Raw genomic sequence first — 19,445 nt, 5'->3', positions numbered from 1 at the left:
GCCCGGGCCCATACCGCCGGTCGGATCTGCTGGCAGGTGTCGGTGGACTCCACTATCGTGCGGGCCCACCAGCACGCCGCCGGCGCGCCCGGGGCCACTCGGGGCGAGCCGGGCGATCACGGCCTGGGCCGCTCCCGTGGCGGATGGACCACCACGCTGCACTTGGCCGGCGAGCAGGGGCAGAAGGTCCTGTCAGTGCTGCTCACCGGCGGGAAGCGGGGAGACTCACCGCGGTTCAGCGCGGTGCTGGAGCAGATCCGCATCGGCCGGGCGGGGCCGGGACGGGCCCGTCACCGCCCAGATCCGGTGCTGGCCGACAAGGCCTACAGCAGCCGCGCCAACCGGGAGCGGCTACGTCGGCGCGGGATCCAGGCCACGATCGCCGAGCCCGCGGACCAGGCCGCCCACCGCCGTTCGCGCGGTCCCCCGGGGCGGGCGACCCTGGGCCCTCGATACGGCTGCCCACAGGCAGCGCCACGCGGTGGAATGCGCGATCAACCGGCTCAAACACCATCGGGGGGGGGCAGGCACACGCTACGACAACTCGCTGCCCGCTACGCAGCCACGACCCACACCGCGATCATCAACGACTGGCTCCAACCTCCAAAACAGGCCCTAGCGCTCAGCTGGCATTTCGCTGCGCAGGCCGCGTAATGCCATCTCTACGAAGCGTTGGGACGCCTCTGCTTCTTCGCCGGGAGAGTTGGCGATCACTCCAGCGTTGCCCTTCAGGATCAGCAACACGTCGTCGATGGTTATGTCCTTTCGCACAACGCCTTCTGCGACGGCACGCGCTGCCAGCGGCTCGAAAGCGTCGAGGAGAGGCTCGCGCACCGCGGGTTGGGATGCGGCGGACAGGAGTTGAGCGAGAGCCCCGGCCAGCCCAGGGTCTTTCACCTGGTGAGCACAGCAGTCGAGTATGGGTGTGGTGAAAGCGGTCCAGGCGTCGGAGGTGGTCGACCGCGCGGCGTCTTCACCGATGTGTGCGATCTGGGCGCGGACCACTTCCGTCACCAGAGCAGCTTTGGTGGGGAAGCGACGCTGCACCGTCGCGAAGCCCACCCCCGCCCGCCGGGCGATCTCTGTCAGCGAGACGTCGAGCCCCTCATCCGCGAACGCCTCGTAGGCGGCATCGATGATGAGCCTGCGATTCCGCTCGGCATCGGCGCGCAATGCCGGTTTGGACGGCTCGGTCTGGTCCATTTGGCTCATCGCGCCTCCACGCATGCCCTGGGTGGTGCCCCCAGATGATAGCGTCGATTAAGTGGAGTACGCGCTCCACTTATCGGCTCAATCGTCCATATCCCCATGTAGGGAGACTCGATGACAGCGATGCGTGCCGCGTTGCACGATGAATACGGGGATCCACTCGTCACCTACGACGGAGCAGTTACCCTGCCTGCCCCCGCTCACCACGATGCGATAGAGATGACCGCGGTACTCGCTGTCCATGATGTGGTGTTCGACGCCCCCGCGAGCCGGACGACGTCCTCCAGAGGCGCGTTTACGCCGCGCTCGGCGAACGCTTCCCGTGTCGCGTCCAGGACCAACGTCAGGTTGTGCCGCGCGTCGGCATGGAGCGGCCCGCGAACTGTCGGCCGCCCGACCTGTTCCCTTATCTGGATGATCTCCCTCCGATCGCGCTGATTGATCCACACGAAAGAGTGGGGCGCTTCCCTTCACTTAGGAGTCATGTCATGGCCGAGCCACGAGCGGTCCCGCCAGAATCCACCCCGCCAACGAGATCCCCATGCGTCGCGGGTGTCCCATGAGACCACCCGAGGAGTACGCGGATCTGCGCACCAATGGCCCCACCCGGATGCACACTCCGGACGGCCGCCCGGTGTGGGCGGTCGCCCGATATCGCGACGTCCAGTCCATACTCGCCAGCCCGGACTTCAGCGCCGACAACAGGACCCCCGGGCTTCCCCTCATCAAGCCCGAGCCGCAGGAGGTGCTGGACAACCCAACGTTCCTTCGCAAGGACCCGCCGGAGCACACCGCCGAGCGTCGGGCCCTGATCCCGGAGTTCACCCTGCGCCGCGTCCGGCGGTTGCGACCCGGGGTGGAACACGCCACCGCGGGCCTGCTCGACGAGATGCTCCGCAGCGGCTCGCCGGCCGATCTCGTGGAGATGCTGGCACTGCCGCTGCCCTCGCTGGTGATCTGCCAACTCCTCGGTGTTCCCTACAGCGACCATGAGTACTTCCAGACCCGAGCAGGAGCGGTCCTGTCCCGGAGCAGCACCCCGGAACAGACCAGTACCGCGTTCTCCGAGCTCTTCGCGTATTTGGACGAACTGCTCACCCGCAAACAGCGCCACCCCGAGGACGACGTGATGAGCCGCCTGGCCACCGAGCACCTGAGACCCGCGGGAGACTTCGACCGGGAAACGGTGATACGGATGTGCACCCTGCTGCTCGCCGCCGGCCACGAGACCACGGCCAACATGATCACACTGTCGACGGTCACGTTGCTGGAGCGCCCGGACCTGGTGGCGGTGCTGCGGGACCAACCCAACCGGCGGTCCGATGTGGTGGCAGAGCTACTGCGCTTCCACAGCATCGCGGACGTGGTTCCGACCCGGGTCGCGATACGTGACACCGAGATCGGCGGCGTCACCATCGCCGCAGGGGAGGGGGTCATTGCACTGCTCGCTGGGGCCAACTGGGACCCAGAGATCTTCGATCCCCCGGAGCGCCTCCAGATGCGCGCGGGAGACCAGCGCCACGTGGCGTTCGGGTACGGAATTCACCAGTGCCTGGGAGCCAACCTGGCGCGTATGGAGCTGGAGGTGGTGCTGCCCGCACTGTTCGAGCGACTTCCGGGGCTGCGACTGGACGCGCCGGTCGCGGAGCTGGACTACAAGTACGACGGTGTGGTCTTCGGCCTGCACAGCCTTCCGGTCAGCTGGGAGGCGCCGGCGTGAGGGTGACCGCCAACCGCGAGGTCTGTGTCGGCGCCGGTATGTGCGCGCTGACCGCACCAGAGGTCTTCGATCAGGACGAAGAGGACGGCCGGGTGCACCTGCTCACCGAGAAGCCCCTCGACGAGCAGCAGGAGAAGGTCCGCGAGGCCGAACGGCTCTGCCCCAGCCGGGCACTGGGTCTCTCCGACTGAACGCCCGCAACCCGGCCCGGTCGCGATCGAGTTGGTCGCCGCGCACGCATCCACGCGATCTTCCGCAGTCGTACTGACATGCCAGCGATTTCCTGAGGGACGAAATCGTCAGTACACAGGCGACCCACTACCGCGCCGAGGACGACGTCTTCTCTTCCTCGACGCCTTCGGCGGGACCGTCGTTCACGCGTGAAAGTGAGGAATGAGTACACAATGACGCAGCATGTGCACCCCGAAGCCCAGCGGCTCCTCGACGCCATCGCCGCGACACCACCGCTCGACACGCTCAGTGTGCGGCAAATCCGGGAAAACTTCGAGAAAGCCGCTTCGTTGACTGGTGATGCCGTCGGAATGCTGAGTGTGGAGGATACCAAGATCGCGGGCGTTCCGGTGCGCGTATACACGCCGGGCCTGAAAAACCATCCGCAGCCGTGTGTCGTCTACTTTCATGGCGGCGGTTGGACGACCGGCACATTGGACCTCGCCGAGTCGACTATTCGAGAGATCGCCGCCGAGGCCGGCGCTATTGGCATCAGTGTCGACTACCGGCTCGCCCCGGAACACCCGTTCCCCGCGACGATCGATGACGCCATCGCGGTCGTGTCCGCTGTGCTCAGTGGGGAAACCGACCTGGATATCGATATCGAGAAGGTGGGGGTGGTCGGTGACAGCGCAGGAGGCAACATCGCCGCTGTCGTAGCACAGCAGATGCGAGGCCACCGCCCCGGACTCGTTCACCAAGGCTTGATCTACCCCTGCACCGACCTGTCGAACCTGCACTCCCCGAGCTACCAGGAATACGGCGAAGGCTACTTCCTCAGCGCTCGCAATCTGAACTGGTACATCGACCAGTACACCCAACCCGAAGAACGTGAGGACGTCAGGGCTTCGCCCGCACTGAACAGTGACCTCACCAACCTACCGCCAGCGACCATAATCACCGCGGAGTGCGATCCGCTGCGAGACCAGGGCGAAGCATACGGACGAGCATTGGGACAACAGGGGAACAAAGTATCAACCGTGAGATTCCTCGGCCAACCACACCTCTTCCTTCAGGCCGGAGCCCTCATCAACGACGCGCACACCGCCCGGCGGCTTCTCGGCAGACAGCTCAAATCCTCCTTCCAGTCATAAAGCCTGTCATTCAACGCGATCGGAAGAGTTTCCCCGAACGGGTTCCTACCGGCGGAACGCGTTCGCCAACTCTGGGTACCGCTCTTCTGGGGTTTTGCTCAAAGCGGATTTGTCGGACGCCGCCGCTTTGTCGGCAACGACCTCGAACTGGCCGGTCCTGGTGAACACCCCAGCGTTATTTATCAGGAGATCGACGTCGCTCGCTGTCTCGGCGGATGCCGCTACGGAGGACGGGTCCGTCACATCAAGAGGGAGGACGGTCACCTTGTCGCCAGTGATTTCGAATAGTGAAGTGGTCTCGCGAGCTGTCGCGTAGACGCTGGCTCCACGTGTGAGCAGTTCGCGGACAAACTGTCGGCCGAGGCCGCGGTTGGCTCCGGTGACGAGGGCTGTTGCGCGATGAATCTTCATGTCGGATAGGCTAGAACTTCACGCGCACGTGAAGTTCAATGCATTTCGTGGGAGTGAGATGCGGATCACAATGGCGGCTGAGCGCGCGGGGGTCAGCGCTCGTGCTCTGCGTTACTACGAGGAAGAAGGATTGTTGCGACCCGAACGCAGCGCGGGCGGCCACCGAGAGTATTCCGAATCCTCCATCGATCGGATACGGCTGATTCTCCGCCTACGGTCCGCGGGTCTGGATAATAGGTCGGTCCGAATGGCCTTGTCCTGTGTCGACTCGGGCGCCATCAGTTCGGAGGCGATCAACCAATTGCGCGCTGACAGGAATCGGTTGACGAGTCGTATCGTCACGGCTAGTCAGGCTCGGGACCGTCTTGACGAACTGATTTCCTCAGCCATGCAATGCTCTACTGATCAACGGGGAATGCCGGGCGCGTGAATGGTCAGGTGTTCGGCAGTGAAAGATTCAGGCGTGGGCGATGTTGGGCTCATTCCACGCCCGCGAGGTCGACAGTTCGTTGCCAGAACTGGTCGATCAATGCGTCGTCATGGACCTGCTTATTGGTCTGATGTGGCTTCGCCGGATTCCGCTGGGCGTAGAATTGTCCGGGTTTCCAGTCCACGCCGGGCGTCCCATTGAGGAAGAATACCAAGTTCGCTCCGCCTTTCTCGGGCGGGATCAGCGCCAGGTGTGACAACGGGGTGCGGTACAGCAGACGGGTCACGAGGCCGTTGTTCTCCGCCCCAAAGCGTGTGCGAACATTTCCGGGATCAAAGGCGACGGCGTTGATCCCGTGGTGGCCGTGCCTGGCGTGCAACCCCCGGGTGAAGAGGATGTTCCCGAGTTTGGCATCACCGTAGGCGCGCATCGGCGCGTACGTATTCTCGTGGTTGAGGTCGCGGACGTCGACCTTACCGACGATCTTCGCCGAAGCGCTGGACGTGTTGACCACAACCCCGTCGCCATCCCGCAATCGGTCCAGGAGCAGGTGGGTGAGCAGGAACGGCGCGAGAAGATTCACCTGGAAAGTCTTCTCATGCCCGTCCGTGGTCACGGTCCGTTCTCCGAAGATCGCGCCGGCGTTGTTCGCCAGCACGTCGATCCGGTCCGTCGCGGCGCGAATGTCAGCGGCGAGTCGCCGCACATCGTCCATCCGGGCGTAGTCGGCGAGGAGGTGCTCAGCGCCGACCTCCTGCGCCACGGTCGCCGTCCTCGTGGGGGAGCGACCCACCAGAATGAGCCTGGTGTCCGGATGCGAGCGCGCCACCTGTCGTGCCGCCTCGGCGCCGATGCCGTCTGATCCGCCGGTGATGACGATCGTCCGTCCACCCATTACTCAGTCACTCCTTGAAGTTGGCATCCCGATGCTCGTTATGACACTCGGGTGTCACATGTGGCTCAGAGGGTAGCATGGCGGCATGAATGCGCCAGAGGTGTCACTGCGGGAACGGACGCGCCGTGCCGTGCGGGCGGAGATTGTCGACGCGGCCATGAACCTGTTCCTGAGCCAGGGTTTCGAAGCGACCACGGTGGAGGACATCGCGCACGCCGCGGGCATCTCGCGTCGCAGCTACTTCCGGTACTTCGGGAGCAAGGACGACGCTTTCGCCGAAGCGCTGGCTTCGTTCGGCGCGACGATCGCCGAAACGCTCAGCCACAGGCCCGAGGAGGAGTCACCCTGGTTGGCGCTACGGCGTTCGTTCGACCCCCTGGCCGAACAGGCGGACTCCGACCCCAACGCCGAGAGACTCGGGCTGCTCATGCTCGAACGCCCTACCCTGCAGCAGGGGAAGGACGCGGTCTGGCAAAGTCGGATCGCGTCCGCCCTCCTGCCCCGGCTGCCGCCGGACGGCGCGGACGACGAGTCTCTTCGCGCAGAAGCCCTCGCTGCCGCCGCGATCACCTGTCTGCACGTCGCCCAAGCGCAATGGTTGACACCAGGTGAGCACAGATCCCTCAGCGCCCTCCTGGACGCGACGATGGCGACCGTGCGCCCCCTGTCGTAGTACGCGGGTAGCGTCTGCCAAGGAATCTGGACGCATCTCTCCGTTCCCTCCCCCGACCCCCGCAGGGTAGGAAGCGCGCCGCTGCGTCCCCCGGAGATAGTCGGTCCCGGGAGAGCCCTCTCGCCGCAGCACCTCAGCGCCGCCATCGCCGCACTGGTTCGGACGGGTACGGCGAACTGCTTTGTTCAGGGTCAAGCGCCGAGGGAGTGTGGAGCCGGGTCAGCGCGGGTCTCCCGCCCGCGTGCACAGATCCTGGGCAGAGCACCCCGATCACGAGGGCAGGGCGATTCATGAGTCACGCACGGCCCCATCGGGCGCGCGCCTCATTCGCCAGGACGCTGGTCGTCGTGATCGGCAAGGCTTGCCCAAGTGTCCGCGAGGGTTCGGAGCTGCTCGTCGCTCAGTTTGTCGAGAAAGAGACGCTTGATGCCGGCGTACTGCTGCTTCCACGCCTTACGTAGGAGCGATCTGCCTGCCGGGGTGAGTGTCAGCTCGAACCCGCGTCCGTCGGTGGCCGCACGGCAACGCTCGACCAGACCACGCTGCTCCAGTCGATCCGCGAGCCGGGACACACCCGCGGTAGACATCACCCGCTTCTCGGCTAGTTCGGTCAGCCGGATCCCGCCGCGGCCGGCCTCTCCGAGCAGTCCCAACACGCTGTACTCGGTCGCGCTCACTCCGAGTGGAGCCAGGTCGGCCTCGAGCTGACGCCAGATGCGCTCGTGGGTGACGAGGAAGCCACGCCACGCCTCATCTTCGAGCTCGGTGAGCCGTTCCATTGCCATGGAGTCCAGGGTAGTCGGTGGCGCGATGCATCAAGGTATTTGCTTGCGTAAGCATGTTAATCTGATGTCGCCACTACCGAGAGGAAGCAGTCGATGGCATTCGAGATCGGCATCATGACCTTCGGCGAGGTAACAGAGGATCCCGTCAGCGGTACGCATCGCACCCCGCATCAACGAGTCCGCGAGACGATCGAGCTGGCGAAGGTCGCCGACGAGGTCGGCCTCGACGTCTTCGGCATGGGCGAGCACCACCGCAGCGACTTCGTGGGCTCCGCCCCGAGCATCATGCTCGCGGCCGCGGCCGAGACCACGAAGCGGATAAGGCTGGCGAGCGCCGTCACCGTGCTGGGTTCCGAAGACCCCGTACGCGTGTGGGAGCAGTTCGCCACGATCGACCAGCTCTCCGCTGGCCGCGCGGAGATCATCGCGGGAAGGGGCTCCTACACCGAGTCGTTCCCGCTTTTCGGGTACGACGTGACCGACTATTCCGAGCTCTTCCGCGAGAAACTCGACCTGCTGCTGAGCATTCGGGAGCAGAACCCGATCACCTGGACCGGCAGACTCCGCGCTCCCCTCGTCGACGCGGACATCGCGCCGCGTGCATACGGCGACACCATTCCGATCTGGGTCGGCGTCGGCGGCACACCCGCCTCGGCGGTTAAAACCGGCACGCTCGGCCTGCCTCTCGCGCTCGCGATCCTGTTCGGTCCGATGAACATGCTCCAGGACTCGATCCAGCTCTATCGCGCGGCCGCCGAGCAGTCCGGCCACGACTCGGCATCCCTCCCGGTCAGTCTCAGTGTCGGCGGCTACGTCGGGAGTAGCCCTCAGCAGGCGCGCGAGACCATGTATCCCCACTTCGCCCGGTTCATGATGGAGCACAACCATCAGCGTGGTCGCGGGATGCTGCTGCCGCGCGATGCTTTCGACGCCGGGGCCTCCTACGGGGGCAGCTACCTCGTCGGTGACCCGCAAGAGGTCACCGACAAGATCCTTCGCTTCCGCGAGATGTACGGCCTCACCCGCATCATCATCCACATGGGAATGGGCAGCATGCCGCAAAAGGAACTCTTGGCCGCCGTCGAGCGTCTCGGCACCGAGGTTGCCCCGGCCGTCCACAAGGAACTCGCTGATGCCTGAGCCCACGCCGCTCCGCGTGGTCATCGTCAATGGAAATCCTAGCGAGCAGTGCATAACCATGGGCCTGGCCACCATCGCCCTCGGCGCGCTGGAGTTCGGCCTGCTATCCGAAAACATCCCAGGTGAAGTCTTTTCTCAGATGGTCGAGATCGCCCCCGGTGTGCTGAACCAATACGAGAACGAACTGCGAGGCGCTTGAGGTACGCAACAGGGAAAAGGGAAGACGGATGAAAATTGGAATAGGAATTCCCAACCAAGTGCGCGACGTGCGGGGCTCGGTTCTGCCCGAGTGGGCGCGACGCTCTGAGCAGTTCGGGTTCTCCACACTCGGCACCATCGGTCGGATGGTGTACCCCGGTGTCATGGACACGGTGGCGTTGGCCGCCGCCGCTGGTGCCACCACTTCTATCGGTCTGCTGAGCACGGTGCTGACCGGGCCCGTCTGGCCTGCCGCACTCCTCGCGAAGGAAATAGCGGGCATCGATGAGGTCTCAGGCGGTCGGTTGACTCTTGGTGTCGGGCTCGGGGGCCGACAGGAGGACCACCTCGTGGAAGGCCTGGGCGCCCGTGACAAGGGCAAGCGTTTGGACGAGGACATCACGATCTACAGGAGTGTGTGGCGAGGCGCGCTTCCTCAAGGGGGTGACCTACCGTTGGTGACCGAGCGCGCGCGTGAGGTCCCTCTGCTGTTCGGTGGTGCGGTGCAGGCCTCTTTCGACCGTGTCGCGCGATCCGGGGAGGGATACGTCGCCGGTACTCTGCCGCCCGCCATGGTGGCCCCCAGCCTCGAAGGGGTGCGCGTCGCGTGGAAGGACGCCGGACGTGACGGGGATCCGTATCTGGTGGCGCTCGCCTACTTCGCCTTCGCCGATGTCGCCACCGGAGGTGAGAACCTGTACCACTACTACGCGTCGATGGGGCCGGAGACCGCGGACTTCCTGGTTTCCAATATCAACACGGGCGCCGATGAGGTGAGGGATTCGGTCCGGGCCTTTGCCGACCTCGGGGTAGATGAACTGATCTTCCATCCGACAACGGATGACCTCGACGAGATCGCGCGACTGGCCGAGGTGGTGCTGTAGCTTCCAGGCGCGCCCACATCTGAAGCGTTGGACGAACGGACAAATGACCCGGCCGTTCGAGTACGTCGAGGTCAGTGGTTGATGAAATTCGATGTTCGGCCAGTAGGGGCCAAGGAAACGGGTCATTCTGTGTCGAGATAAGAAGACCCGGTCGAGGGCGGTGGCCCCGCAGTCATTCATGTGCTGGCCAGTCACGGAATCACCGTCTGGTTCTTTGGTGATGTCGACACCGTTGGATTGATATCCGAAGAAACGAATGGACGTTCGGCGCCGCCTACGTTTCCGTTCCCCCGAGGGCAGGTTCTCCATTGTACGCGCGGTCGCCGAGGGCGTGTGCGATCAGGTGTTTGCGAACAGATCGCCTCGCGTGTCGAGACTGATTCGCCGTTCTCATTTCGAAATACCCACCCGCGGCCCAGTGCGTCGAGGAACCCGCACGGGATTCCCTAAAGAAAGGAACTTTGCACATGACCTACATCCAGGGGTCACACCATGTGACGCTGTCGGTCGGACACGCTCAGGAGGACGTCGACTTCCACACTCGGCTCCTGGGCCTGCGATTCATCAAGAAGACCGTCCTCTACGACGGTTCGACGCCGGTCTACCACCTCTACTACTCGAACGCGACGGGTGAGGCCTCCAGTGTCATCACCACTTTCGCGTGGGCCCAGCACGGCATCCACGGCACGCGGGGAACCAACCAGGCCCGCGAGGTACTTCTCTCGGTGCCGGAGGAATCCCTGAACTACTGGGAGAAGCGATTTCGCGAGCACGGGATCGACGCCACGAATGTGGAGGTCTTCGAGCGGCGACGGATCCTGTTCCACCACCCCAGCGGCATCGAGTACGCCCTGGTGGGCAACATCGGCGACCCGCGTAGACCCTACGCCGGCAACGGGGTGCCCGAGGAGTACGGGATCCACGGGATCCACGGCACGGCCATCCACGCTCACACACCGGAGCGGACCGTGGAGTTCGCCGAGTCCGTGTTCCATTCCGAAGGTCACATCACCGAGGACGGCCACCGCGCGGCCTTCCAGGTCGGGAACGACAAGTTCGGGAACTTCGTCGAGGTGGTCGGCAACCGTAAGGACGAACAGGGCACCTGGTCGTTCGGCGCGGGCACCTACCACCATTTCGCGTGGAACGCTGAGTCGTTGGAGAACCAGCTGGCCCTCAGATTCACCATCGAAGGAGCCGGCTACACCGACATCTCCGAGCTGAAGGACCGTACGTACTTCAAGTCGGTGTATTGCCGGATGCCGGGAGGCGCGCTGTTCGAGCTCGCGGTCACCCACGACGAGGGTGGCTGGGACTGCGACGAGTCTCCCGAGGAGTTGGGCCAGCGCTTCATGCTCCCTCCGCAGTTCGAAGCCGAGCGTGAACAGATCATGTCCCAGCTCGAGCCGATCGTGGTCGACGCCTGACCTCGCAATGCGTCGTCCGGCTCCGTAGCCGCCGTCGGGTCACGTCTCGCCCCGAGGTGTGAACGCGTTTGATCCCGGAACAAGCGGGATCGGTGCTACCGCCACTCCGGCGCGGCGTTGGTCGGTTCCCTCGCCCCAGACCTCGTCGCAGCGTGAAGCGTCCCGGGGTTCATGCACCCTCGGGTTTTGGCTGATGATGCAGTGCGAGCGGAACGCCAGAGCCGTATCGCTACCAGGTCGGCGAAGACAGCCCTGCCAGCGGGCTGCTCCTCGTCGGGCAGGGCTGTCACCTGGTTGAGGCGACGGCCTCGGCCCCGACGTGGTCGGCCCAGCCAGCATCCGACACGGACGCTCGTGAGCGCCGAGACGGTCTCCGGGTGGGGCCACCCGCACCGTATACGCCGAGGACTACCGACAAGGCACTCAGCAGGGCCGGCGACGGGCTCGGGAACAACGAGGAGATGACCTTCACGCCACGTGAGATCACCTGTTTCCCGCCCGAGGAGACCTCGGAGGTCTTCGGCGGCCGCGCGGTGGGGCGATGGTCGCCTTGATGTTGCGGGCCCGCAAGTGGGCGCGGATCGCGGCCGAGGGTAGGCCTTCTCGCCGAGCAGGCGGACGGGGCGCGTCCTGGGTCGGTCCGTGTGCGGGGCAGCTGCAGGCCGGCCATCAGCGGTTCGAACATCCGGATGTCGTCCCGCTGGCCGCGGCTGGTGGCCATGGCCAGCGGACGGCGGCGGCAGTCAGCGAGCAGGACGACGCGCCGGTGGTCGGCCCATCGCTTGCCTTTGTGTGGGGGCGGGCATGAGCGGGGCGAGCAGTTCCCATCGGTGAGTTCATGGCGTCGAACCATGTCACCCGACGATTCCAGAGCACCCGCCCATCCCGCCGATGCTTCAAGAAACAGAACCTAACCGTCAACAAGTGGGCTGGGCACCGCGGTGCCCGGTCCGGCGGCGTGTTTGCGGGGCATGCTCTCTTCGTAGGCCTGGGCCTGCATCCGGAACAGTTCGGCGTACAGCCCACCGCCCGCCATCAGGTGCTCGTGGTCGCCGTGCTCGACAACCCGGCCTTTGTCCAGCACATAGATCCGGTCGGCCATGCGCACCGAGGCGAGCCGGTGCGTGATCAGCAGGACTGTGCGGCCCTCGGCGTGCGCGTGCAGGCTCTCGAACAGTCGCTTCTCCGCACGCGCGTCCAAAGCGGCGGTGGGCTCGTCGGCGATCAGCAGGTCGGCGTCGCGGTACAGGCCGCGCGCCGAGGCGACCCGCTGCCACTGCCCGCCCGAAAGATCCGCCCCGTCGACGAACCGCTTGTCCAGGATCGTGTCCCACCCGCGCGCGAGGCCCGCGACGACCTCGTCGGCGCCGCTGAGGCGGGCGGCCTCCGCCAGGCGGGCGTCGTCGGCCTCGGCGGACATGGTGACGTTGCGCTGGGCCGACAGGGGCCACTGGGTGTACTCCTGGTTGATCAGCCCGATGCGTGCCCGCAGCGCGTCGGAGTCGATCTCGGCGATGTCGGTCCCGTTCCAGGTGATCGCGCCGGACTGCGGTATGTAGAGGCCGGCGAGCAGCCGGGCCAGGGTCGATTTACCGGAGCCGTTCTCCCCGACCAGTGCCACGACCTCGCCCCGGGGGATGTCGATGTCGACGCCGTCGAGCGCGGGCTCCTTCTCGCCCGGGTAGGCGAAAACCACCGCGCGTGCCCGCACCTCGGCGAGCCGGGCGGGGTCCTGCGCCGTGGGCGCCTCGGGCAGCCGCCGTGTGGCCCTGCGGGAGAACTCCAGGAAGTCGGAGAAGTACAGCCCGGACTCATAGGTCGCCGACAGCGAGAACAACAGCGTCGACAGCGACGACTGGGCGGTGCGGATCGCGAAGACCGCCGTCCCCGCCACGGCCAGCGGCATCACCTCGGCGACCAGCAGGCCGCCCAGCGCCGCATACGTCATGGCCGTGGCCACGCCACCGGCCCCCTCTCCGAACAGGAGGGTCACCGTCTGCCTGCGCGCCACGGTCAGCATCGCCGCCCGCTCTATGTCGGCGATGCGGGTGTACTCCGCGAGTAGGAACGAGCGCATGGTGAACGCCCGCAGCTCCGCGGCGGAGTCGCGCGAGGCGAGCATGTCGCCCAGCGCCCACTTGCGGCGCCGCCCCGGGGTGAGGGCGCGGATCCGCTCGTAGCGCATGCGCGCGGCCCGGGCCGCCGCCCACCCGTCGGGGATGACCGTGAGCGCCAGCAGCGGCAGCAGCACCGGGTGCAGCACGGCCAGCACACCGGCCGCGGCGACGATGCTGACCATGCTGGTGAGGAAGTCGACAGCGGAGGAGATGACCTGGGCCGCCTCGTACTGGCCGCGGTCGCGCGCCCGGTACATCGTGTCGTTGAAATCCGCGTCGTCGAAGGACTCCAGCCGGATCTTGCTCGTCAGGTCGAACAGGTGGAGTTCGGTGAGGCGCTCGACCTGCGGACGCAGGCGGGCCTGGGCCCAGCCCGCGCCGGCCTGGAGCAGCGACCGCGCGGCATAGGCGGCGGCGACCAGTGCCAACGACGGCAGCGCCGCCAACACGCGCTCCGGAGTCGGGCCCCCGGTGAACAAGGGCTCCAGCACGCCCGTGACGGCGAACAGGGCAACCGCGGTGAACACCCCGGCGGCGAGGTTCAGGACGATGGTCGCCGCGGTGTCCCAGGGGGAGGCCCGCCACGCCCAGGTCCAGGCCAGCCCGATCAGGCGGGGCAGTCGGGTCGACATGTGCCAGAGCGAGGTCTCGCTGAGCTCGTCGAGATAGGGCGAGACGTTCGACTCCGCCATCTGCTCCTGGGGGGCGTAGGGGGGTGGCGGAGCGGGCTTCCGCTTCCTGCGCGGCAGGCGCATGCGACTCCCATCAGGCGAAAGGTGTGTGTGGTGGACTGCACGGTGACCGGCCGCCCCAGCCGCGTTCGGCGCGGCAAGGGGAACGGACGGGCGTTCGATCCTCATCCGCCCACCTGTGCGGGGCGCCGCGGCCGGCAGGGCCCGGCCTCCCTCGGACCGGACGGCGGCGACGCGGGGCGGTGGCCGGCTCCGTAACTCAGCGGGACGCGTGCGCGGCCCGGTCGAGCAGGCGCCGCCACACCCCGTAGGAGTCCGCCTCCTCGGTGGGTCGCAACCCCATACGGTTGCAGTGCATGTGCAGCAGCGCCTCGACGATGTGGTCCCGCTCCGCCTGGAGTCCGCCCGTCCGCTCCAGCGCCGCCATCCGTCGGGTGAGCCGCTCCGCGGCCGGGCGCCACGTGGCGGTGGCCTGGTCGAGCAGTTCGCGGACGGGGCCGTCTTCGGTGCGGGCGGTCCACAGGGCGCGCCCTGCCGTACGGTACAGGCCGCCGCCCGCGTTGCTGTTCCCCACGACGCGGGCGAGGGCGTGACGCGCCTCGGGCTCGGGGACCAGGGTGGCGCACAGCCGGTCGAGGGTGAGGGCGACCAGCGCGGTGCGTTCCTCGGACGCCTCCAAGCCGAGGTCCGGGAGACCCGGAAGACCGGTCGGAGAGCCGCGGAGGCGCCGGAGGAGCCGGACGACGGCCGCGCTGTCCTCCTGGAACCATTCCTCGGCCGCGTCGATCATCCCGGGACCGCCGTACCGCTCGACCTCGCGCTGGTAGCCGACGAAGGTGTGGTCCGCGATGTGCCCGCCATCGGCGAGCTCGTACGCCCAGTCGGTCACCTCGCGCAGGACGTCCCCTCGGGCGTCCTTCTCGGGCACGAAGAACCGCACCCGCAGGTGAGGGGCTGGATCGCCGTAGCGCAGGAAGAACGGGGCGGACACGCCATACTCCTCGGACAGCCGCGCGATGAGGCTCGCCAGGCCCACACCCAGCAGTGTGTCGTGCGCGTCCGGCTCTGCGTAGAGCTTCACGGCCAGCCAGTCGCTGCCGATCCGCTTGGACCGTTCCGCGGCATCGGTGGTGTCCCGGACCGGACGGGGCTGGATGCGTCGGACCACGCGGCCCGGGTCCTCGCTGGTCCGTACGAGGGGCACCACGATCTCGGAGGAGTACGGTTCGCCGGTGGTCCCGCAGGAAGCCCTCGTCGGGCGCTGGCAGGACCTCTTCCAGGGTGATCCCGTCAGGCGGAGCCTGTTCCAGGCTGTCGTGCAGCTCGCGCAGGGAAGGGGCGCTGGTGAGGTCGAGCAGCAAGGTGTTGTCGTTGTCGATGATGTTGACCAGGCGGGGGACCATCCACGTCCTGGCCCAGTCGCCGACGGCGTCGGCGAACGCTGTCGGCCCGGCTCCGTCCCCGTCGCCGCCGGGGGCCGGGGTGAGCTCGCCGGGTCGCAGCCGCCACCGCGCCCGGCGCAGCACCAGGTTGCCCCGCTCGACACGGGGCAGGAACGGCATGCTCCAGCCCAGGCTCTCCCAACTGAACCAGGAGACCGTGCCCGAGAGGGACTGGGAGACCTCCAGCAGGAACCGGCAGGGGTCGGGCGCACCGGTCCAGTTGAGCATCGTGCGGTCGGTGACGTGCAGCCGCCGGCCGAGCGTGCGGCTGCGCAGGTAGAGCTTTCCGTCGGCCACGCCGACGAGGACGTCGTCGAGCCGGATCACATGCTCCTCGTCCCGGCCGGGAGTGACGTTGACCGGGAGTTCCCACGTGTGCGCGACAGGACGGATCGTGACGTTGATGGACCGGGCGTCCTGGGGTAGGGAGGACAGCTCGGCGCAGACGGCGTCGCCCTGGCGCTGCTCCTCCGCGGCGGCGAGCCCGCGCAGCGATGCCCGGGTCCCGTCGTCGAGGAGATCGTGGAAGCGGGCGAAGGTCCGACCGCCCATCACTACCCCGGCTGTGCTGCAGATGCCGCGCCAGTGAGCACGGCCCGGGCCCGGCGCCTGAAGGGCGAGGTGCAGATCGAGCGCGGGCATCGGCGGCCGGTGGTCATCCTCGGCGGCCGAGACCTCGGTCAGTTCGTCGAGCAGCCGGTCGTCGAGCTGGACGCTCAGCTCCCGGCGGGCCAGGGCCCCGGCTACCATCCGGTTCAGCACGGCTTCACGGGTCGGCTCGCCCCTCAGCTCCGGCCGGTCCGCGGGCGAGGGGACGACACCGGGCAGCGGGTACGTCTGCCCCGGGGAGAGGTACCCGCGCGGCGGGCCGAGGCCGGTCTCCGGGGTGAGTGCCTCCATCAGGGGGATCTCGGAGAGGTGGCCGTATCGCTCGGAGAACGCGTCGGCGTACTCCTTGAGATGCGACGGGTAGCGGTCTTCCGCTCCCACCCGCAGGAACAGGTGGGCGGCCTCTTCGGCCAGGTCGGCCACTGGCCGGGGAAGGACCAGCGGCGCGTCCAGGTTCAGTGTCGAGTCGATCTGGAGGAGGGAGCCCGAGTGGCCGGCGATGCTGTCGGGCATCGGTGCGCTCGCCGCCTCGAGCAGTTCCGGTACCGGGAGCTCACCCCGGTTGAACGCGCCGATCGCGGACTCGACATCGTCGATCGCCCGCGCGACGGCGAGGTCGGTGACCGGCGGCAGCATCGAACGTAGCAGGGAGTCGTCGCGGTCCGTGTCGCCGGTCGGCGGGACCAGCATTCGGGGTCGGTCGGCGGTGATGAGGATGTCGCTGTCGAAAAGGCCGTCGAGGAGGGCCGCGATACGCTCGGCGCCGGCGTTCGGATAAGCCTCAGTCAGCACGGCGGCGAGGTCGCCGAACGTCGTCGGAGTACGGGTGTGGTCGAGCACGGTCCGCACCGGCGCGGTGAGCTGCACGCTGACGGAACGTCGGCCCTTGGGAGCGGTCCGCCCCTCGCCTCCGTTCGGAGCCGCGGCCGCGCCGTTGATTCCGTAGCCCTCGGCGGTGGACAGCCACACCCGGCCGCGGGCCACATGGAGCAGGTCGTTGCGCCGTACCCGCAGGTCGCGGGGGCGCTCGGCGCCGAAGGCGAGCCGCTTCACCAGGTGCATAACCCACCCGGAGTCCGCACGCGCGCGGGCGGTTCCGAGGGCGGAATGCCCGAGCCGGGTGCTCTGCTCCTCGCCGAACACGCCGGCGGTCACGCCCGCGAAGAGGCCGAACGGTGTCGAACGGAAACTCATCCGGTTCAGGTATCGGCTGAGGCCGCGGAGGGCCTTCCGCCGGCTCCGGCCGGTGAGGCTGTCGAAGCGTTCGACGGCGTCGGTCAGATGAGGCGAGGCGGCCCGCACGGCGTCCGGTACGCCCGGGGTCCGCCACAGTTTGAGTAGTTGGTCCGCGTAGGCGTCCTGCCAGGCATCGCCGTACGCTGCGTCTCCGTGCACGACGTCTCGAACGGTGGCGCCGTCCGCCACGGGGAGCGATCGGAGTAGTTCGAGCATCGGGCGTGCCGGCAGGGCCGGCGCCCTCAGCATGAAGAACCCGCTGACCCTGTAGGTTTCGGTGGCCTTCTCGCTCATGGTTCCCCCACGCCTCGGTCGCCCCCAATTGCCGCCGCGGTCTCGCCCGGTTCGTCCCCGCGCGGCGGCCTGGGATTCAGGAACAGCAGCTCGTCCCACTCGGCCGCCGCCTCGGACACGGTGCCGAGAAGAGCGAGCAGGACGCCGGCAGCACCGTTCAGCAGCCCGGGACTGTGCTCCTGCCCTCCCCATGGGTCGTAGTCGGGGAAGAGGTAGGGGTGGTCCGAGTGCGCGTACGAGCACATCCGCGACAGGAACTCGTCGTGCATGCGCCGCAGTTCCGGCACGCCCGTCTGGGTGGCGGCGCGGCCATAGATGGTCAGCAGCCCGGCCAGACCGTGGCACAGAGTCGGTGAGTTGATGCGCTGGTACTCGGCAGGGGTGTCGTCGACACCGAGGAGCGTCGCGATCGCGAGGTCGGTCGGCTCCGGGTCCCCGCAGGCCGCCGAGGCCGACAGCAGGGACGCGGCGACACCGGGCGCGCCGTAGCACCACGCGCTTCTGGCGGGTACCTGCGGAGCATCGGTGTCGGGGCGCCCGGAGTCCGGGTGGGGCAGTAGGAGGTTGGGCCACGCCGGATAGTGGAGGCCGTCGATGCGCAGCGCTCCGAGCGTCCGGGAGAGGGCGCGGACTCCCTGTCGTACCCGGTGCGGCCGTGCGTCTCCGGCCGCGTTACCGGCGTCGGGGCGGCAGAGGGCCGCGAGGATCCCCGGCGGCCCGTGGGCGAATCCCAGGTTGTACACGCCGTCGGGGAACCGGTCCACGTATCCCGGAAGCGGTGTCGGCTGTCCGTCGGGGCCAGGAATGCTGGGGAAGTGGGAGGGCGCGCAGAACCACCTGAGCCTGCCGCCGTCGTCCTGGGTCAGTTCCACCAGGTAGTCGGCGAGGCGGTCCGCGGCCTCCCTGGTCGCGTCCGTCGTGCGCCCGCCGAGGACGCCGGCCGCCTTGCGGAGCGCTGCGAGCCAGCCTGCCGCGCCCCCCATGACGTCGTAATCGTGGGCGGCGACGTTTCCCGCGGTGGTGTGGAGTGTGATCGCCAGCGTCTGGTGGGCGAGCCGGTCGGCCATCGTGGCCAGCGTCGGGAGGTAGCGCGGCTCAAGACGGGCGTACTCGGTCACCGTCCAGACGACACCCGCGGTGCCGAGGTACAGACCTGGTGCGAGCATGGGCGCGGCCGCACTCGCCTTGGCGGTGCGCTGCAGGAGGAGCCGACCCTGTTTGAAGTAGCGGTCGTCGTCGAAGACTTCGGCGGCGTACCGGAGGGCGAGCGCGGTGCCGGGGGCACCGTCGGCGAGGTGGGTCTTCGGTGGGGCGTCGCCGGCCGGTTCCGCGAGCCGGTCGGCCAGTTCGCGAGCCAGCCGCAGGACCTCGTCGTCGGTCACCTTCTCCACGGAACGAGACTCCATGGTTGCGTCGTTCCCTCTCTCGCCCATTTCGGTGAACGACCGTACGGAGGGCTCAGAGAACCCTTTACACGGCCTCCAGGGCCCTCCGCGCGGCTCGCTATGGATGTACTCGCTTCACAGGCGCGACTGTCAGCAGCATCCGCTGAGTGTGTCGGTGCAGAGCGATGTACGCGACGTGATGCTCGCGGCGTTGTTCGTGGCACCGGCGGAACTGGTCGAAACCGTCGTGTGACCGATGCGCATGTCCAGGGAGAATTCGTCTTCCAGCAGTTCTTCGCTCACCGTGTCTCCTCCGATAAGGGGCTATACGGAAATCTCCGGGTATCCGTCAAATGCCCGGATTACTCAGAGCTGCATGGAAGGTAGCTGAGCGCTATGAGTAGCGTCAACACATGCGCCACACGCGGAATTCGAGCGACAGAAGCATCGGGGGACGCCCTGGCGCGCAACGGAACTCTCGGAGTGAGATGGGCCGGCGCGCGGGAAATGGATAGCCGGGTCGGTGCTCACGCTGGCCACGCGGCCCGGTATGGCCGATCGCCGATACATGAG

Annotated in this window: 18 protein-coding genes and 1 pseudogene; 10 read left to right on the top strand and 9 right to left on the bottom strand. The window is 67.4% G+C overall.

What is annotated here, in order from left to right:
• The first annotated feature begins 42 nt into the window (after positions 1–42).
• Positions 43–654 carry a transposase gene (locus tag J4H86_RS06585; RefSeq protein ID WP_236542617.1) on the top strand — a complete coding sequence of 204 codons (612 nt, stop codon included), beginning with the start codon at positions 43–45 and terminating at the stop codon, positions 652–654.
• On the opposite strand, the gene J4H86_RS06580 is transcribed toward J4H86_RS06585, so the two are convergent.
• Entirely contained in the window at positions 616–1,212 is a 597-nt protein-coding gene (locus tag J4H86_RS06580; protein ID WP_236542616.1) for a TetR/AcrR family transcriptional regulator, read from the bottom strand. The genes J4H86_RS06585 and J4H86_RS06580 overlap by 39 nt on opposite strands.
• Positions 1,213–1,768: 556 nt before the next feature.
• Here J4H86_RS06580 and J4H86_RS06575 point away from each other — a divergent pair.
• The 3 genes from J4H86_RS06575 to J4H86_RS06565 all read left to right on the top strand — a co-directional run bounded on the left by J4H86_RS06575 (position 1,769) and on the right by J4H86_RS06565 (position 4,254).
• On the top strand, positions 1,769–2,929 hold the full coding sequence (locus J4H86_RS06575) for a cytochrome P450 (RefSeq protein WP_236542615.1): 1,161 nt from the start codon (positions 1,769–1,771) through the stop codon (positions 2,927–2,929).
• On the top strand, positions 2,926–3,120 hold the full coding sequence (locus J4H86_RS06570; protein ID WP_236542614.1) for a ferredoxin: 195 nt from the start codon (positions 2,926–2,928) through the stop codon (positions 3,118–3,120). Before J4H86_RS06575 ends, J4H86_RS06570 begins: the two co-directional genes overlap by 4 nt.
• A gap of 213 nt (positions 3,121–3,333) precedes the next feature.
• Positions 3,334–4,254, top strand: coding sequence for an alpha/beta hydrolase (locus J4H86_RS06565; protein ID WP_236542613.1), 921 nt, complete (start codon positions 3,334–3,336; stop codon positions 4,252–4,254).
• Positions 4,255–4,299: 45 nt separating this feature from the next.
• Here the strand turns inward: J4H86_RS06565 and J4H86_RS06560 are convergent, their stop codons facing one another.
• A complete protein-coding gene (locus J4H86_RS06560) occupies positions 4,300–4,665 on the bottom strand; it encodes an SDR family NAD(P)-dependent oxidoreductase (RefSeq protein ID WP_236542612.1) in 366 nt (121 codons plus the stop codon).
• On the opposite strand from J4H86_RS06560, the gene J4H86_RS27585 reads away from it, so the two are divergent.
• On the top strand, positions 4,664–5,095 hold the full coding sequence (locus J4H86_RS27585) for a MerR family transcriptional regulator (protein WP_394356456.1): 432 nt from the start codon (positions 4,664–4,666) through the stop codon (positions 5,093–5,095). The genes J4H86_RS06560 and J4H86_RS27585 overlap by 2 nt on opposite strands.
• A gap of 49 nt (positions 5,096–5,144) precedes the next feature.
• Here the strand turns inward: J4H86_RS27585 and J4H86_RS06555 are convergent, their stop codons facing one another.
• Complete coding sequence (locus J4H86_RS06555; RefSeq protein WP_236542611.1) at positions 5,145–5,990, bottom strand: SDR family NAD(P)-dependent oxidoreductase; 846 nt, start codon at positions 5,988–5,990, stop codon at positions 5,145–5,147.
• Positions 5,991–6,075: 85 nt separating this feature from the next.
• Here J4H86_RS06555 and J4H86_RS06550 point away from each other — a divergent pair, with 85 nt between their 5' ends.
• Entirely contained in the window at positions 6,076–6,663 is a 588-nt protein-coding gene (locus J4H86_RS06550; RefSeq protein WP_236542610.1) for a TetR/AcrR family transcriptional regulator, read from the top strand.
• A 323-nt stretch (positions 6,664–6,986) separates the two neighbouring features.
• On the opposite strand, the gene J4H86_RS06545 is transcribed toward J4H86_RS06550, so the two are convergent.
• Positions 6,987–7,448, bottom strand: coding sequence for a MarR family winged helix-turn-helix transcriptional regulator (locus tag J4H86_RS06545; protein ID WP_236542609.1), 462 nt, complete (start codon positions 7,446–7,448; stop codon positions 6,987–6,989).
• A 93-nt stretch (positions 7,449–7,541) separates the two neighbouring features.
• Here J4H86_RS06545 and J4H86_RS06540 point away from each other — a divergent pair, with 93 nt between their 5' ends.
• The 4 genes from J4H86_RS06540 (at position 7,542) to J4H86_RS06525 (ending at position 11,097) form a co-directional block, all read left to right on the top strand.
• Positions 7,542–8,588 (top strand): LLM class flavin-dependent oxidoreductase, encoded by a 1,047-nt coding sequence (locus J4H86_RS06540; RefSeq protein WP_236542608.1) that lies wholly within the window; start codon positions 7,542–7,544, stop codon positions 8,586–8,588.
• Positions 8,581–8,787 (top strand): hypothetical protein, encoded by a 207-nt coding sequence (locus J4H86_RS06535; protein WP_236542607.1) that lies wholly within the window; start codon positions 8,581–8,583, stop codon positions 8,785–8,787. The genes J4H86_RS06540 and J4H86_RS06535 overlap by 8 nt, the downstream gene beginning before the upstream one ends.
• Before the next feature lie 28 nt (positions 8,788–8,815).
• Positions 8,816–9,670, top strand: coding sequence for an LLM class flavin-dependent oxidoreductase (locus tag J4H86_RS06530; RefSeq protein ID WP_236542606.1), 855 nt, complete (start codon positions 8,816–8,818; stop codon positions 9,668–9,670).
• Positions 9,671–10,137: 467 nt separating this feature from the next.
• Entirely contained in the window at positions 10,138–11,097 is a 960-nt protein-coding gene (locus J4H86_RS06525; protein ID WP_236542605.1) for a VOC family protein, read from the top strand.
• 910 nt (positions 11,098–12,007) lie between these two features.
• Here the strand turns inward: J4H86_RS06525 and J4H86_RS06520 are convergent.
• The 5 genes and pseudogenes from J4H86_RS06520 to J4H86_RS06495 all read right to left on the bottom strand — a co-directional run bounded on the left by J4H86_RS06520 (position 12,008) and on the right by J4H86_RS06495 (position 19,175).
• Complete coding sequence (locus J4H86_RS06520) at positions 12,008–13,969, bottom strand: ABC transporter ATP-binding protein (RefSeq protein ID WP_236542604.1); 1,962 nt, start codon at positions 13,967–13,969, stop codon at positions 12,008–12,010.
• A 196-nt stretch (positions 13,970–14,165) separates the two neighbouring features.
• On the bottom strand, positions 14,166–15,074 hold the full coding sequence (locus J4H86_RS06515) for a thiopeptide-type bacteriocin biosynthesis protein (RefSeq protein WP_236542603.1): 909 nt from the start codon (positions 15,072–15,074) through the stop codon (positions 14,166–14,168).
• A 214-nt stretch (positions 15,075–15,288) separates the two neighbouring features.
• A pseudogene (locus J4H86_RS27580) lies at positions 15,289–17,409 on the bottom strand (lantibiotic dehydratase family protein); the annotation flags it as partial.
• Positions 17,410–17,483: 74 nt separating this feature from the next.
• Positions 17,484–18,893, bottom strand: coding sequence for a lanthionine synthetase C family protein (locus J4H86_RS06500; protein ID WP_236542600.1), 1,410 nt, complete (start codon positions 18,891–18,893; stop codon positions 17,484–17,486).
• A 129-nt stretch (positions 18,894–19,022) separates the two neighbouring features.
• Positions 19,023–19,175, bottom strand: a complete 153-nt coding sequence (locus tag J4H86_RS06495; RefSeq protein WP_236542599.1) for a hypothetical protein — start codon at positions 19,173–19,175, stop codon at positions 19,023–19,025.
• Between the last annotated feature and the right edge of the window lie 270 nt (positions 19,176–19,445).

The sequence above is a fragment of the Spiractinospora alimapuensis genome, from assembly GCF_018437505.1.
Classification (GTDB): domain Bacteria; phylum Actinomycetota; class Actinomycetes; order Streptosporangiales; family Streptosporangiaceae; genus Spiractinospora; species Spiractinospora alimapuensis.
This window is presented reverse-complemented; position numbering and strand designations above follow the sequence as displayed.